Source organism: Arthrobacter sp. HY1533, from assembly GCF_027568515.1.
Classification (GTDB): domain Bacteria; phylum Actinomycetota; class Actinomycetes; order Actinomycetales; family Micrococcaceae; genus Specibacter.
Window position 1 is genome coordinate 1 of record NZ_JANKZF010000024.1, and the last position, 15,248, is coordinate 15,248.

Annotated in this window: 9 protein-coding genes; 4 read left to right on the plus strand and 5 right to left on the minus strand. The window is 66.2% G+C overall.

Features of this window, described 5'->3' with window-relative positions; genetic code table 11:
* Together PCK14_RS15775 and PCK14_RS15780 are read left to right on the plus strand one after the other, a co-directional pair.
* On the plus strand, window positions 1-1,847 hold a 1,847-nt coding region (locus PCK14_RS15775; RefSeq protein WP_269939469.1), incomplete at its 5' end, for an HNH endonuclease signature motif containing protein.
* 120 nt (window positions 1,848-1,967) lie between these two features.
* The gene (locus PCK14_RS15780) at window positions 1,968-3,410 is read left to right on the plus strand and encodes a DUF2079 domain-containing protein (protein WP_269939470.1); all 1,443 of its coding nucleotides are present in this window, start codon (window positions 1,968-1,970) and stop codon (window positions 3,408-3,410) included.
* 14 nt (window positions 3,411-3,424) lie between these two features.
* On the opposite strand, the gene PCK14_RS15785 is transcribed toward PCK14_RS15780, so the two are convergent.
* From PCK14_RS15785 to PCK14_RS15795, 3 genes are all read right to left on the minus strand, one after another.
* Window positions 3,425-4,120 carry a biliverdin-producing heme oxygenase gene (locus tag PCK14_RS15785; RefSeq protein ID WP_269939471.1) on the minus strand — a complete coding sequence of 232 codons (696 nt, stop codon included), beginning with the start codon at window positions 4,118-4,120 and terminating at the stop codon, window positions 3,425-3,427.
* Window positions 4,121-4,224: 104 nt separating this feature from the next.
* Window positions 4,225-5,499 carry an MFS transporter gene (locus tag PCK14_RS15790; protein WP_269939472.1) on the minus strand — a complete coding sequence of 425 codons (1,275 nt, stop codon included), beginning with the start codon at window positions 5,497-5,499 and terminating at the stop codon, window positions 4,225-4,227.
* 54 nt (window positions 5,500-5,553) lie between these two features.
* Window positions 5,554-6,606: a Gfo/Idh/MocA family protein gene (locus PCK14_RS15795; protein WP_269939473.1), complete on the minus strand. Its 1,053-nt coding sequence runs from the start codon at window positions 6,604-6,606 to the stop codon at window positions 5,554-5,556.
* A 55-nt stretch (window positions 6,607-6,661) separates the two neighbouring features.
* Here PCK14_RS15795 and PCK14_RS15800 point away from each other — a divergent pair, with 55 nt between their 5' ends.
* Window positions 6,662-7,042 carry a helix-turn-helix domain-containing protein gene (locus tag PCK14_RS15800; protein WP_269939474.1) on the plus strand — a complete coding sequence of 127 codons (381 nt, stop codon included), beginning with the start codon at window positions 6,662-6,664 and terminating at the stop codon, window positions 7,040-7,042.
* Between the two features lie 13 nt (window positions 7,043-7,055).
* Here PCK14_RS15800 and PCK14_RS15805 read toward each other — a convergent pair whose 3' ends face one another.
* Window positions 7,056-8,270: a PucR family transcriptional regulator gene (locus PCK14_RS15805; protein ID WP_269939475.1), complete on the minus strand. Its 1,215-nt coding sequence runs from the start codon at window positions 8,268-8,270 to the stop codon at window positions 7,056-7,058.
* A gap of 220 nt (window positions 8,271-8,490) precedes the next feature.
* Here PCK14_RS15805 and ald point away from each other — a divergent pair, with 220 nt between their 5' ends.
* Entirely contained in the window at window positions 8,491-9,603 is a 1,113-nt protein-coding gene (gene ald / locus PCK14_RS15810; protein WP_269939476.1) for an alanine dehydrogenase, read from the plus strand.
* A gap of 67 nt (window positions 9,604-9,670) precedes the next feature.
* Here the strand turns inward: ald and PCK14_RS15815 are convergent, their stop codons facing one another.
* Window positions 9,671-15,109 carry a family 20 glycosylhydrolase gene (locus tag PCK14_RS15815; protein WP_269939477.1) on the minus strand — a complete coding sequence of 1,813 codons (5,439 nt, stop codon included), beginning with the start codon at window positions 15,107-15,109 and terminating at the stop codon, window positions 9,671-9,673.
* Between the last annotated feature and the right edge of the window lie 139 nt (window positions 15,110-15,248).

A 15,248-nucleotide genomic window follows, 5' to 3' on the forward strand; every position in this document is an offset into this window, starting at 1 on the left:
GCGCGGCGTCGGTGGAGGCGGTGGTGTACAAGCTGGACGCGGGGCAGCGGGTGAACGCGGAATCCGGGTGCGTGGCGGAAATCGCGGTGGTGTTGGGCATTGCCGAACGCACCGCCGCAGCCCTGGGGCATCGGGCGGTGGCGCTGCAGCACCGGCCCGTCACCCGGGAAGCACTGGTATCCGGGAAGCTGTCCTGGCGGCATGTGTGCACGGTCCTGGCCGAGCTGGAGACCCTGGCCGAAACCCCCTCTGTCACCGAGAGTGACGTGGCCGATTTTGAGGCGCGGTTGCTGCGTTTGGCGGTGGGGACCACGGCGGGGGTGTTTGCTTCCAAGGCCTGCCGGGCCCGGGAGTCCTTGTTCCCGCAGTCCCTGGGTACCCGCACGGCGGAGGCGTTTAGGTCACGGCGGATCGGGGTGGAACCGGGACGGGACGGGATGAGCTGGTTGAGCCTGCATCTGCCCACGCTCGCGGCGAACGCGATCATGGTCCATTGCACCCGGGCCGCCCGTGCGATCAAGGCCAACGCCGCCGAAGCCCAACGCGCCGCCGACGCCCGTGGCGGGAGCGGGGAGGATATGCGGGAATACCGGACCCTGGAGCAGCTCCGGGCCGACGTCGCCGCGATCCTGCTCCTGGGCCAGGAACCACCCACCACCAGCGCGGGCGCCGGCAGCAGTGCAGGTGCCGGCAAGGGCTTCAATGGTTTCCGGGCCGGCCCCGGCCCAGGCGGTTCGTCCCCCATCTTTGGTCCGCGCGGGGCTTTCGATCATCCCGGCCCGGACGCTGCGGGCCGAGATGTGGTGTTTGGGCAGAGGTCTGCCTTCGGGGTCACCGTGACGGATGAAGAACCGCCCTGGCAGCACCGCCGCCCGGAACCGCCGACAGGCGCCAGCCCGCAGCCCACCCTTCCCGGAGTGCCGGAGGGTGCCGTCGGTGATGCCGGGACCCCGCTCGAAGGGACCATCCTGCCCTCTCCCGGCTGCGACGACGCGACCCTCTCCACCACCGGCCAGGAGGGGGATGCTGGGGAGGATGTGCCGGTGGCCGGGGTGGTGGTCGGGGACGGGTCCGGCTGGGTGGACGGGGTCGTGGACGGGATCCTCGAACACCCCCAGGCCGAGTACCTGCAACAACTGGCCGACTTGGCCAACAACGTGGTGCTCACCGATCCGCCGCTGCCCAAGGCCCTGGTCATCGTGACGGTCCCGGTCCTGGGCTTGCTGGGCCTCACGGACGAACCCGCCGAACTCGACGAGAGAAACGCTGGGCCCGTGCCGATGGGCATCGCCCGGAAACTGCTGGCCGGATCCTCCACGTTCCTGCGGGTGCTTACGGACCCGATCAGCGGGGAAGCGCTGCCCTTGGAGCCGGAACGCTACACACTGCGCGACGCCGAGAAAGCCGTGCTGCAGGCGATGGCCGGGGGCTGCTACTTCCCGAACTGCACCAACCCGGTCCTGCTCACGGACCTGGACCACGTAAAGGCCTTCGCCCAGGGCGGGAAGACCACGCCGGGGAATCTGCGCCCGGCCTGCGCCCAGCACCACCGGCTCAAGCACTTCAAGGACGACAAGAACCGGCACGGGACACCACGGAGGATCGCCGAGCCCTGGCGCACCGGCATCCGCCTGCCCGGCTGGACGCCCAAGCCCTGCCAGGACGGGCGCATCGGCTGGATCTCACCCTCGGGCAACTACCACCCACCCCAGGCCACCGAAAACCCACGCCCCGCCTACCCCAAATGGCTCAAAACCCGCATCACCAAGGCACTCCAGCAGGACGGGCAGAACAGCAGCCCGGATGCCCCGGACACCTCCGGCCAGCCAGGCCCCGCAGGCACCTGAAACGGCCGAATCCAGCAGCCACCCGACACAGCACCAAGCCAGTCTCAAACGCCAGGAGGCTCGCCCTGAGGCCGGATTAACAATGCCCGATCCATCCCGTCGCCCGCCTAGACTTTCCCTGTGACCACTCTGCAGAAGACTGCCCCCCAGGACGCGGCCAGCAAGGACCCGGAACGCCGTGCCCAGGCCGCCCCCGGCCGGCTCGCCAATTTCCAGCGTGCCGCCACGACACCACTGGCCCTGGCACTGCTGGTGGGCCTGCTGGCCTTCGCCGTGTACTCGGTGTATTCACGGCTGCAGTGGCAGAGCTACGCAATCCGGTCCTGGGACCTGGGCATCTTCACCCAGCTGGCCAAGGCGTATGCCAACTTCCAGCCGCCCATCGTGAGCATCAAGGGCGAGGGCTTCAACCTGCTGGGCGACCACTTCCACCCGCTCCTGGTGGTCCTGGGGCCCATCTACCGCCTATTCCCCAGCGCCTACACGCTGCTGGTGGTCCAAAACGTGCTGTTGGCCGTGTCCGTGGTGGTCATCAGCCACTACGCCATCAAGCGTCTGGGGCGCATCACCGGCGCCTGCCTTGGCGCCGCCTATGCCTTGAGCTGGGGGCTGCAGTCGGCCATTGACTCGCAGTTCCACGAGGTTGCCTTCGCCGTGCCGCTGCTGGCATTGGCGCTCGTGGCCCTCATGGAGGAGCGGTGGCGTTCGGCGTGGATCTGGGCCTCGCTGTTGGTCTTCGTCAAGGAGGACCTGGGCCTGACGGTCCTGGTGATTGGCCTGATCATGGCCATGCGCGCACGGTCCGCCGCCGGCCTGTGGCTTTCGGTGTGGGGCGTTGCATGGTTTGTGCTGGCCACGAAGGTCATCCTGCCCGCCATGAATCCGGGCGACGCCTGGGCCTATCAGAGCCAGCTGGACATTGCCGGGCTGCTCAGCGACCCGGCCTCCCTCTTCCAGGCCGACAAGCTGACCACGGTCTTCCTGCTGGTGGCCATCACGGCCGGGCTGTGCCTGGCCTCCCCCATGGCCCTGATTGTGCTGCCCACCCTGGCGTGGCGCTTCCTGTCCGAGTTGCCCGTCTACTGGGGCCAGGAATGGCAATACAGCGCCGTCCTCATGCCTGTGGTCTTTTGCGCCGCCATCGACGCCCTGACGCGCCGCAAGGTGCTCAACTCGGAGCGGCTGCGGCTGCTCATGGGCACCGCCATGCTGCTGATTGCCGTGGTGCTGACCAGCCAGTACGCCTTCGGAAAACTGAACGACACCACCAAGAACTTCCCCCTCACCACAGTCGCATCCGCGCAGGCCGCCCTCGCCGCCGTGCCCGACGGCGTCACTGTGGAGACGGACATCTCCCTCATGAGCTACCTTGTGGACCGCACCGAAGTGTACTGGCTTGGCAACCAGGGGAACCCTGCCCCGGAGTACTTCCTGATCGATGTTTCCGGCAATGCGGCCGCCACGCCCACCACTGCGGAGCAGCAGGCGGAGCAGCGCTTCCCGGGGACCAGCTACACCACCGTCTACGAGGATGGGCGCTACCAGGTCGCCAAGCGGGACTAGCGGCCGGAAGGTTTCTAGGCCGCGGCCTTGCGTGCGGCGTCGAGGTCCACAAACACCGCGCGGTTGAGTTCGAACGATTCGGCGGCGAAGTCCAGGATGGCGTCCTTCTGGGCGCGGCTGAATTTGGTCGTGTCCAGCAGTTCCCGGTAGCCATCCTTGTAGGGCTTGGGCTTTTCAATCTCGGGGAACGCGTAGAAGTTCAGGCCCTCGTCCGCAATGCCGTAGTGGCGCTGGACCATGCGTGCAATGATGAGGCCGCCGGAGAGGTCGCCCATGTAGCGCACGTAGTGGTGGGCCAGCAGGAACTCGATGGATTCGCGGCCCATGGCCGCCAGCGCCTCGGCGTATGCCAGGGTGGCGGGGACGATTACGATGCGGCCGTCGGCCAGCTGCGCCTCCCAGTCGGCGCCGTGGTGGTGGGCCATGTCGGCCTCCAGGGCCGCCACCCGAGCAAGCTTCGAATCGATAAAGGGTCCCAGCTGGGGGTGTCCGGTGTGCGCGGCCAGCGCCGTTTCGAGGGCACGGTAGATGACCAGGCTCTGGTCCAGGAGGCTCACGAGCGCAGCGGCGTCCAGCGTCCCGCCCATCAAATCCGCAACAAAAGTGGAGTCCTCGGCCGCCATGTGTGCTGCGGCGGTGTGGGACTTGAGCTCCTGGGACAGTGCGGCAGGGGTCTCGGTCAGGACGGATTCAACGGCGGGTGCAGACATGCGGGACTCCATAATTAGGCAAAGGTAACCTTAGCTAATCAAAGATGGTGACACTCTGTCAAGATCTTAATGACACAGTGTCACCAGCTGGTCCCTCGGCGACCCTAGTCCACTCCCTTGATCTTCACCACGAACACCGCGCCCAACAGGCCGATGACGGCCGCCACAATGTAAAGCGTGACGTAGCCACCCAGGAAGGCCACGAGCGGGAAGGCAATGATGGGGGCAATGACCTGCGGCAGCGAGTTCGCCACATTGATGACACCCATGTCCTTGCCCCGGCTGGCCGCCGAGGGCAGAACCTGCGTGAGCAGGGCAAAGTCCACGGCCAAATAGACGCCGTAGCCAATGCCCAGGACGGCCGCACCCGTGATGGCCCCCGGCCAGGTGGGGAAGAAGGCAAGAATGAGGGCGGCCAGCGCAATGATGGCCGAGGAGGCAATGACAAACGGCTTGCGCCGGCCCACCCTGTCGGTCCACTTCCCCCCGATGACGGCGGTGATGAGCGTCAGCACGGCGTAGATGCCGGTCAGGATCAGCACACCAAGCTCCGGCTTGTCGTAGCCAACGGCATCGGCGAGGAAGAACAGCAGGTACAGGGTGACGAGGTGGTTGCCCACGTTGACCAGGAAGCGGGTGATCCAGGCCCAGGCGAAGTCGGGGTAGCGCTTTGGGGAGATCCAGAACCCTTTGGCGAAGTTGCCCCACGTGAATGGGGATTTTTCATCCGGCGCCAGCACGGGGTCGTTGGCAAAGAACAAGTACGGGACCATGCCGGCTGCGAGCGCCCCGGCGCAGATGATGAAGCCAAGTGAGTAGTTGCCGGCCACCACGGCGGCAATTGCCGCGCCCACCAGGATGCCTGCCACGGTTCCCATGGAGGCCAGGCCGCCAATGGAGCCGCGCTGCCTGATGGGCACTTGGTCAGGGATGGCCGCCGTGGTCGCCGCGAGGGCGCCGTTGCAGCCCAGCTGTACAAGGCACCACAGGGCCGTCATGGCGGCAATAGTGGGTGCTCCGGCCAGCCCCAGCAGCCCGATGGTACCCAGCAGCGCGCCGATGAAAACCCAGGGAACCCTGCGCCCGAACCGGGAGGTGGTCCGGTCGCTGAAGGTGCCAAAAAGCGGGTTTGCCACGAGTGAGACGGCGGCGCCGGCACCGGTGACGAGCGCCAGGATGCCTTCCTTGTCGTCGGCACTGAAGTGGGCGGCCTGCTGGCCCAGGAGCACCTGGATGGGGCCGAAGAAGGCGGCATTGATGCCAATGTTGACCAGCACAATCGAGATGGTCCACCGGTGGCGGACGGTTTCGGTGGGCTCGGCCAGGGCCAATCCTGCCGGTGCGCGCCCCGCAAATCCTTCGCTTTGATCCTGCTTCACGGTTGCTGCCGCCTCCCCGCCCAATGCGTCGCCGCGCCTGTGTGTCACCCCAGCTTACGCACCGGCACGGTCCTGTGAATGGTTGCGCCGGACTTCTTCAACAATGCGCAGCGCGGCAATGGAGTCGGCAGGATCCACGGGGACGGGACCGCCGTGCCGAATTGCCTCGGCCAGCTTCTCGTAGAACTGGGGGAAGTTGCCCCGCTCGGTGGGCACGGGCACCATATTCCCGTCGCGCCCCACCATTCCCCAGGAGGCTTCCGGGTCCACCCCATAGTCCGGGTCTCCGGGCAGGATGCCGGCCTGGATCTGGGTCTCCTGGACGTCCGCGGACACCTTTACGTAGCCTGCCTCGGAACCAAGGACGCGCAGCCTGGGCCCCTTTTGGGCTGTGCTGAGGTTGGCCCACAGGTGCGAGATGACGCCGCTGCTGTGCTGCAATGCCACGAAGACGTCGTCATCGGCGCGTTCTGCCGGGCGGTGGGCTGCCAGCTCTCCGTAGACCCGCTCCACGGGGCCAAACAGCTGCAGCGCCTGGTCGATCAGGTGCGTGCCGAGGTCAAACAGGATCCCGCCGCCGTCGGCCGCCGTCGCCTCCGCCTTCCAGGCCTTGGTGATGGCCGGCTGCCACCGCTCCAGCCGGGACTCGAAGCGGTAAACCTCACCCAAGGCACCGTCGGCGAGCAGCTTTGCCAGTGTCAGGTACTCGCCGTCCCAGCGCCTGTTCTGGTAGGTGGTCAGCAACAGCCCGCGCTCGGCCGCGAGCGCCACGAGCTCATCACCCTCGGCACTTGTCAGCACGAAGGGCTTGTCCACCACCACGGCGCAGCCTGCATCAAGTGCTTTGCGGGCCAGGGGCGCGTGGGTGGCCGGCGGGGTTCCAACCACAACAAGGTCAATGCCGTCGTGGCTTCCGGGGGCTTCCCATTCCTGGCGGGTGAGCACCCTGGCCGCGGGGTGGGCGGCCCTGGCTGCGGCCTGCCGCTGGGGGTCGGAGGCCACGATCACCTCCAGGCTGAATGCCTCGAGGTGGGAGAGTACAGGGGCATGGAAAACGCTGCCGGCCAGGCCGTAGCCCAGTAGCGCGGTGCGGATGGTTTGGGGCATGCCACAAACCTACCGCCCGCCTCCACGGACCCCGCCGCCCGCTACGATGTGTTTCATGACCCTGGATGCACCCAAACTCAGCTCCCCCCTGCCGGCCACCGAACAGGCGGCACTGGCCCGCGCACTCGACGGCAGCGACGACGTGACACTGTTCGTCGATGGGACGGCCCACCGCCTCGATGCCGGCGCAAGGGAATCAGTCCTTGACCTGCTGGGGCGGCTCTCACGCGGGGACGCCGTCAGCGTGGCCAGCATTTCGGAACTGCTGACCACCTCCCAGGCAGCCGAGCTGGCCGGCATTTCCCACACCTTCCTGCGAAACATGACGGACAGGGGAGACATACCCGTGCAGTACCGCGGCACCCACCGGCGCATCCGGAGCCAGGACATCATGGCGTGGCTGGAAGGGCAAAAGAACGCAGCGCCCCAGGCTTAGTTCCTCACCCCGGCTAGAGCCGGGGCCGGCCGGACCAGCGGGCCGCCTTCAGCGCCACGTGCAATTCCAGGCGCACCCGCCCGGACAGCGGATCGGCCCCGATGATGCCCCGCACCCTCGCCAGCCTGTTGTAGACGCTTGACCGGTGCAGGTGCAGTTGCTCCGCCACCCCGGCCACGGCCCCGTCGCTGTCGTACAACAACTCGAGGACCGGAAACAACTCCCCCGCGCCGTCGCGGTCCCGCAGCAGCCGGTAATACACGCTGTCCTCGGGGTCAGCCGCACCTCCGGCCAGAACCTCATAGACTCCTGCGCCGCGGACATCCAGGATGTCCCCCAGCGCCGGGTCCACCATTGCTGCCTGGGCGGCAACTTGCGACTCAACGCCGGCCGCCGGCAAGGCCCGCAGTGATGCAAACGGTTCGCTGATGCCCATCACCACACGCTGCGGCGGAACACCCGTCCGCTTGCCCAGTTCCGCCGTGTACCGCGATAGCACCGTGGCATGGCTCGTCCGCCCCGGCGTGTGCCGAAAGAGCAGGGCCGAATGGGTTGGCAGGCCCGCACTGAACAGGGCTTCGTCCACGCCAACGGTGCCCTGCAAACCGGCACTGCGGTGGATCAGGGCCGCCGCCAGCGGGTCCGCGGCCCGGGGCACCGGAGAGCGTCCGGGAGCCGCGTACAGCGTGGCCATCTGCCACGGCCCTTTGTGGCTGACCTCGGGCCACTCGCCCAGCACGTCGATGGCGCGCTTGTCTCCGGCCACGGCCGCCAAAAATTGCTGCTCCCGCAACTGGCGGGCACCGGATTCCGCCGTGTTGGAATCCAGCAGCAGCGTGGCCAGCAGGTCCAGCTCATCCCTGACCTGCGGCAACTGGGCAAGGATCGCCGTCGCACTTGGCTCCTGTTCCTCCTGCTGGACCCACAGGTAGCCCACCCGGAATCCGCGCACCAGCAGGGGCACGCAGACACGCCCCAGCATGCCCAGACCCTCATTGGCCGGAATCACCACGGGCCGAACTGCGCTGGCAATGCCGTGCGAGAGTTGCCAGGCACTGACGTCGGCCGGCACGCGCTTGCTCAACAGGAAGTTCACCCGCACCCTGTCGGCATGCGACTGGTTGGCGCTGTAGGCCAGCAGGAGGCCGTCAAGGTCCTCTAGGGACAATCCCCGCTCGAGTTGGCTGGCCAGTTGTTCCACGAGGTTCTCGATCTCCGGATTGCGCATGAATCAAACCTTATGTGCCCGCACGACAGCAGGCGACACTTGAACCGGTCGGACTCGACAAATGTCGAGTTGATTGTTGGCAATTTACCTAGATCACGGGGCTGGGCTGAGCCAAAGGCGCCGGAAGGCTATGAACTACTTCACAAGACGGCCCTAGTGTATTCAGTACACCAACAGCGTCCGGGCGCAGGCCCACCGCACCGAAATGAAGGACAAAATCATGATTATCGGCGTTCCCAAAGAGATCAAGAACAACGAGTTCCGCGTGGCCATGACGGCGTCGGGCGTCCACGAACTCACGCGCCACGGGCACACGGTTTTGATTGAACGCGGTGCGGGCGTTGGCTCAAGCATTTCCGACGAAGAGTACGCATCCTCCGGCGCCGAATTGGTGGCTGACGCGGCCGAGGTGTGGGGCCGTGCCGACATGGTGGTCAAGGTCAAGGAGCCCATCAGCGTTGAGTACCCGTACTTCCGCAAGGGCCTGATCCTGTTCACCTACCTGCACCTGGCTGCCGAGGCCGAGCTGACAAAGGCACTCATGGAGTCCGGCGTGACGGCCATTGCCTACGAAACAGTGCAGATTGGCCGCACCCTGCCGTTGCTGGCACCCATGTCCGAGGTTGCCGGGCGCCTGTCCGTGCAGGTTGGCGCCCAGTGCCTGACGGCTCCCGCCGGCGGCAAGGGCATCCTGCTGGGCGGAGTCCCCGGGGTCCGCCCGGCCAACGTGGTCATTTTGGGGGCCGGCGTGTCCGGCACCAACGCCGCCGCCATGGCCATTGGCGCCGGCGCCGATGTCACCATCCTGGACATCAACATTGACCGTCTGCACCAGCTGGACGACCACTACCAGGGCCGTCTGAAGACCGTGGCGTCCAACACCTTGGAAATTGAGCGTTCCCTCATGGCCGCAGACCTGGTCATTGGCTCGGTCCTGATCCCCGGCGCCAAGGCCCCCAAGCTGGTGACCAATGAGATGGTGTCCCGCATGAAGCCCGGTTCGGTGCTGGTGGACATCGCCGTGGACCAGGGCGGCTGCTTTGAGGACACGCACCCCACCACGCACGCCGACCCCACCTTCAAGGTCCACAACTCGGTGTTCTACTGCGTGGCCAACATGCCCGGCGCCGTGCCGAACACCTCAACCTACGCGCTGACCAATGTGACCCTGCGCTATGCGGTGGCCTTGGCCAACCTGGGCGTCGTTGCAGCCCTCGAGGCAGACCCGGCCCTGGCTGCGGGCCTGAATGTGGCCGGCGGCCAGGTTGCCCACCACTCGGTGTCCAGCGCCCACGACCTGCCCCTGGCCGATGACTGGCGCCAGCTGGTCTAGAACCGACCGCCACTTAAGCGCCTGCGGCGGCCCCCATGTTGGGGACCGCCGCAGGCGTTTTTGGCTCCTAGGCGTGCCGGCTGCGTCGCTTCCGGCCCACTGCCATGCCCACGCCGATCAACAGCGAGACCAAGGCCAGTCCCGACAGCAGTGAGACGTTGGTGCCCGTGTTCGCCAGGTCGTCCGCCGCGGCCGGAGCCGTGGTGCCGGCCGGGATTGACGTGGTCGACGGCGTCGGCTGGCCCGCAGTTGCGGCACCGGTTGGCGATGTGGCACCAGAGGCCGAGGGACTCACCGAGGGGCTGCCCGTCGGCGACGGGGTTGCGCTCGGCGTTGCCGACGGGCTTGGCGTGACCGAAGCGCTCGGGGAGGCACTCGGCGTCGGGCTCGGCGTCGGTTCGACCGCCTCGGCCACCGTCACTGCCGCGGCACCGGCGCTGCTGGCACCAACCGCACGGATCTGGTGGTTCCCGGCAACCGCACCGGCCGGGATGGTGACGTCGGCAGCGAAGTTGCCCTCGCCGTCGGCCGTGACTGTGCCCAGCGGCAGCGGGTCCGAGTGCAGGGTCAGGGCCAACTGCTGTCCGGGCGTGAACCCGGAGCCGGAGACCTTCCAGCCGCCGTCAGTGGCCGTTGCAGACAGCGTGCCAACCCTGGCCACAGCAGTTTGCGCCAGCACCGGGAGGGTGCCGTTGGCATCCAGGCCGGTCAGGGCCAGCGTGTTTTCACCCGCTGCTGCGGGAACGCTGAAGGTGAAGGCGCCGTCGGCGGTGATGGCCTTGGCGGAACCGTTGACCACAACATTCACGGTTCCGGTGACCCCCGCCAAGGTGCCGGAGGCCGTGAAGACAGGCTTGCCGGCGTCATCGAAGGACACCACGGCCGACAAGTCGGTCACGGTCAGCGTGGCAGCGGCAGGGAGGGCCGGGGCCCCCACAGCCTTCCAGGCCACGTCAGGCGCCCGGTAGTAGCCGATTCCTGCAGCATCCCAGCCCTGTGCCCGGTTGAGCAGGCGGGCCGTGAAGTCCTCGAACTGGGCCGGATCATTCTGGCGGTCTGCCTTGGCACTCCAGGCAAGCTCGGCAACGGCCGGGAAGCGCGGGAACATCATGTGGTTCATGTAGGTGCGTACCGAGTCAAAGGGCTTCTCGGGCGTCCAGAAGGCGTGGCTGCCGTTTTGGTTGGTGGCATCTGACCAAAGGGCAACCTCCACACCCAGGATCTGGCTGTCGGCCAGCGCCAGTGTTCCGCCGCCAACCCTCGGCACGGCCGTGGTTGGCTCCCACTGGTAGGAACGGGCCAGGTTGACGTAGCCGCCGTTGACCCATTTCAGGCCGTACTTGGTGGTGGCGTCGTACTTCATGTCCACATAGGTCCTGTCGGCAGGGGACATGATCAACTTGTTCCCTGCGTCCACTGCGTGGGCCACGTTGTTGAGCAGTTCCGTGGCGTCACCGGAGGTTTGGGCGTAGTTTTGCAGCACGCCGCCAGCCGGGAGGCCTTCGCCGTCGGCCCAGGAGTTCCAGCCAATGACTTTCTTGCCGTTGTCGGTGACAATCTTGTTCACGATCTTGGTGTAGTCGGTGAACTGCTGGTGCGTGAGCCCTGCGGACTCGTCGCCGCCCACGTGAATGTAGTCGGTGGTGGTGTTCTGCGCAGCAACCTCGGCCATGACGGCTGTCAGGAAGGTCTTGACGTTGTCGAGGTGTTCGGCGTCCTTGAGGCAGAAGTTCGGCCCGCGGTCGAAGTTGGTCCACGGCGCAATGGCCACGTTGTTGCAGTTCAAGTTGGCCACCGCGGACATGGCGGCGCCGGCGTGGCCGGGTCCGTCAATTTCCGGGATGACCTCAATGAAGCGTGCAGCGGCGTAGTCAACAATTTCCTTGTAGTCGGCCTTGGTGTAGAACCAGGGACCGGACACGCCGTTGTCCACAGTGCCGGCCGGGATGCCGCTCTGCACGGACGCACCCACACCTGTCAGGGCGGGGTAGGCGTCAATGGCTATGCGCCAGCCTTGATCCTCCGTGAGGTGGAAGTGGAAGGCGTTGAGCTTGTATTCGGCCATGTAGTCCAGGTAGGCCTTCACGTCAGCCACCGGGTAGTAGCGGCGACCCACATCGAGCATGGCGCCGCGGTAGTCCCAGCGCGGCTTGTCGGAGATCTCCACCGGAGCCACCGTCCAGGCGCCGGCCTGCACCGTGGGGGCGCTGATCTGCACGGGCAGCAGCTGGCGCAGGGTCTGGATGCCGTTGAAGACGCCCTCGGCCGTGTGGCCGGTGACCAGCACGCCGGTGCCCTTGACGCTGAGCGTGTAGCCCTGCTCGCCCAGCGTTGCCGGCCCGTTCGCGGCCAGGGTGATGGCCGGGTAGAGGCTCGACGCCGTCCGGCCCACCTTGGGCGCGAAGCCCGTGGCGGGCTTGAGCAGATCCGCAAGGTAACTGCCCAGCGTGGCCGTGTCCGCGTCGGTGACGATGGGGGTGTTCTTGGTCAGGCCAAAGCGCGGTCCGGTTCCGGAAACCACTGAGTTCGGCTTCGGAATAAGGGCCGGCAGGCCCGTGGGCGCAACGTAGTCCGGGTTGTTGGCGCTCACGGAGAATTCGGCCACGGTGGTGGTTTCCGTTTTCGCGGCGCCGATGTCGTTGTAGGAGACCAGCTTGACGTAGCGTCCCGTGGCGGGCGCTGCGAAGTAGGCCGCCTGCTTGGCGTTTCCGGTGGTGAACTTGCCGCCGGCAACCGGTGATCCCCAGCTGCTTCCGTCATCGGAGACGTATACGCGGTAGTCGCCGATGGCACCGTTGGTGTTGTTCTGGCGGGCTGTGTAGTTCACCCCGCACAGGGTCTTGCTGGCACCGAGGTCTACCGTGAGGGAGTTGGGGAATTCCATGGTGCCCTTGGACCAGCCGGTTGACCAAAAAGTTGCATTGTTTCCATCAATGGCGCTTGATGCCGGGGTGTCCTCGGAACCGTAGCTGGCCAGGGACTCCTCCGAGCTGGCCTTGGCGGAAACCGGCTTGATGGCCGTGGGATCGCAGCCTGCGGGAACTGCCGTCAGTGCGGCCGGGGCCGCGGGCAGTTCAAACGGCGCCTGGAGCTCAATGGTGTCTCCGGTTGCCGAGGACGTGAACGGCTGGCCCGCAGCCGTTGCCGTGACGGTCATGGATGGCGTGTAGTTGCCTGCGGCAACATCGGCGGCGTTGAAGGTGTGCTTCTTGGCGCGGCAGAACTGCTGGGCGCCGGGAGCCAGTGTGCCGCTGAAGCAGCCGGCAATGTCGATGTTGGAGGTGGCGGCAAGGTTTTCCAGCGGCACGTTGCCGTCGTTGGTGACGCGCACCATGTAGGAACCCTTGTCATTGATGCCCAGCCCGGGAGGCGATGCGTAGTTGAAGACATCCAGGACGGTTTCAATCTTGGCCGAAGGGGCGGCCGTCAGGTCCGCAACGGGAGTTGTTCCCGGTGTGGTGATCTTGACGTTCTTGATGGTTCCGTTGAATTTCCACTGGTCCAAGGGCCCCGCGTCGGCGCTGGTCTTGAAGTTCACGCCGCCGATCGTCACGGTGTCAAGGTTGGGAAGCGACTTGAAGAAGAATTCGCCGGCCTTGGAGTACAGTTCAACGCCGTCCAGGAAGTACTTGGTGGTGCCGTTTCCTGCTGTCAGCTTGACGGTGTGGTCCACCCCGTTGGCGCTGTTCGGGGTCGAGGAGTAGTTGGCCAGGTAGCCCACGGCCCGGGACGGGCGTATCTCAAAGTAGGCCTTGCCGCCGTTGTTCACTGTCAGCAGCAGGTCATGGTCATCCACGCTTTTTTGCGTTGCACCAAACAAGGTCTGCGGTTTCGCGTTGACCGACGCAGATGAGTTGAACGTGACAGAGATGCTGCCTTTTGCCAGGTTCTTTATCTTCTCGAGGCTTTCGGTGGTGATGTTTGTCAGGGTTGTGCCGTCATAGCTTCTGGTGGTTGTGTCCTCAAAAACAACTGTTTCCGAGGCTGCTCCCGTGCCGGCCACGGTGGCCAGGCGGACCAGCACCTGGGAGCTCTTGCCCCCGGCCGTGAAGGTTGCCTGAACATCCTGGCTTTGGACGGCACTGTCCTTGCTGGTGGCCACGGGGACGTTGACCACGGCCTGGGCGCCGGCCGCGATGGCAGGGGTGGCGGCCGTTCCGCTGACGTAGCGGCCGCCGTCGACCGTGACTGTGCCGGCGGGCAGTGCCGCCGGGGTCTGGTTGGTGACAGTGACGGGGACAGTGGTGGTGTTGCCGATGGCCAGGGCGGTGGCGGCGGGGATGGACAGCGGGGCGCATGCGCCCTCAAGCTCGGCCAGCGGGAAGGAGGCAAAGGTGATGTCAGCGTAGCCGTTGCGCTCATACAGCACGCCCACGGTGCTGCCATTCACCATGGCGGCCGTGGAGTAGCCGGAAGATCCCGTCTCCAGGACCTTGCCCACGGGCCAGGTGGTGCCGTCGTCGCAGGACAGGCGGACGGTGGTGTTCATGCGGATGTCGCGGTCAAAGTTGTTGGTGGAGATCATCCACTTGGACTTGGGGTCGCTTGCGGGAAGCGTGGGGAACACCCGCGTGATGGAACCGTTGCTGGTTGCATCGATGAGCGCGGGGTCGTCGGTCTTGGGGCCCCAGGTGGCGCCGCCGTCGGTGGAATAGGCGCGTTGGCGGTTGTCCCCGGCCCGGTTGTTCCAGATCAGGTTGCCGTTGGACATGGCGGCCGACTTGTTTTCATCGGCGCCGGCCAGGGGTTCGCCGTGGTGCCAGGTGGCGCCGTTGTCATCGGTCCAGGCGCTAACGGCACTGGAGCCGGGGGTGCGCATGAGGTACTGCTGCACCAGGCGGCCCTTGTAGGGGCCGGTGGCAATAAAGGTGGCCATGCCCGAGGCGGCAAAGCCACCGGCCCAGGCTGGGTCCTTGACCTGCGGGGTGATGTTGTGGTGTTCCCAGGTGGCCCCGTTGTCATCGGAGTAGCTGACCCAGTGCTGCACCACCTCGGGCACGTCGCCCACGCCCGCGGCACCGGCCACGAAGCCGGTCTTCCTCGAGCCCGAGTAGAACAGGAAGACCCTGTTGGTCTCGGGGTTGTAGCCCAGCGAGGGGTCGCCGTAGCCCTCAGGATAGGCGCCGCCATGGGCGATCTTCTGCTCGCTCCAGGTGGCTCCGCCGTCCTTGCTGGTGCGCACCACTGTGTCAATGAATGAGGGAAGGTCGGCAACTGTGTGGCGGCCGTCGTAAGCGGTGACGATGGTGCCGTCATTGGTGACGATCATGCCCGGAATCCGGTATTGGCGGTACAGCCCGTCCTGGTGGCTGGCCAGGTCAACCTTGGTGACGTTGGCCAGCTCGGCCAGCGGGGCGGGGCTGGTGGTCGGTCCGGCGGCCACTGCCGGTGAAACCGCGGGCAGGGCTTCTGCTCCCAGTTGCACCGCCTGGGCGGGCGCCACCATGGCGCCCAGCATGCAGGCCGCGACGGCGGCTACAAGTGTTTTTCGATACCAGGAACTCAAGGCACTCTCCAGGGTGGGACCGCGGGAGCGTGGCACCGGCGGTGGTTGGCAAGGGCGGAGCAGAAAAAAATTTGAGCATGGGACATCCCATATCCAATGCCGAGACTAACCGCCGGTGTTATGGATCACAATGGTTTGC

Coding starts and splice junctions, on each gene's coding strand:
- PCK14_RS15785 (WP_269939471.1), bottom strand. CDS start 4,120: ATGTCTGCACCCGCCGTTGAATCCGTCCTGACCGAGACCCCTGCCGCA.
- PCK14_RS15795 (WP_269939473.1), bottom strand. CDS start 6,606: ATGCCCCAAACCATCCGCACCGCGCTACTGGGCTACGGCCTGGCCGGC.
- PCK14_RS15800 (WP_269939474.1), top strand. CDS start 6,662: ATGACCCTGGATGCACCCAAACTCAGCTCCCCCCTGCCGGCCACCGAA.
- PCK14_RS15805 (WP_269939475.1), bottom strand. CDS start 8,270: ATGCGCAATCCGGAGATCGAGAACCTCGTGGAACAACTGGCCAGCCAA.
- ald (WP_269939476.1), top strand. CDS start 8,491: ATGATTATCGGCGTTCCCAAAGAGATCAAGAACAACGAGTTCCGCGTG.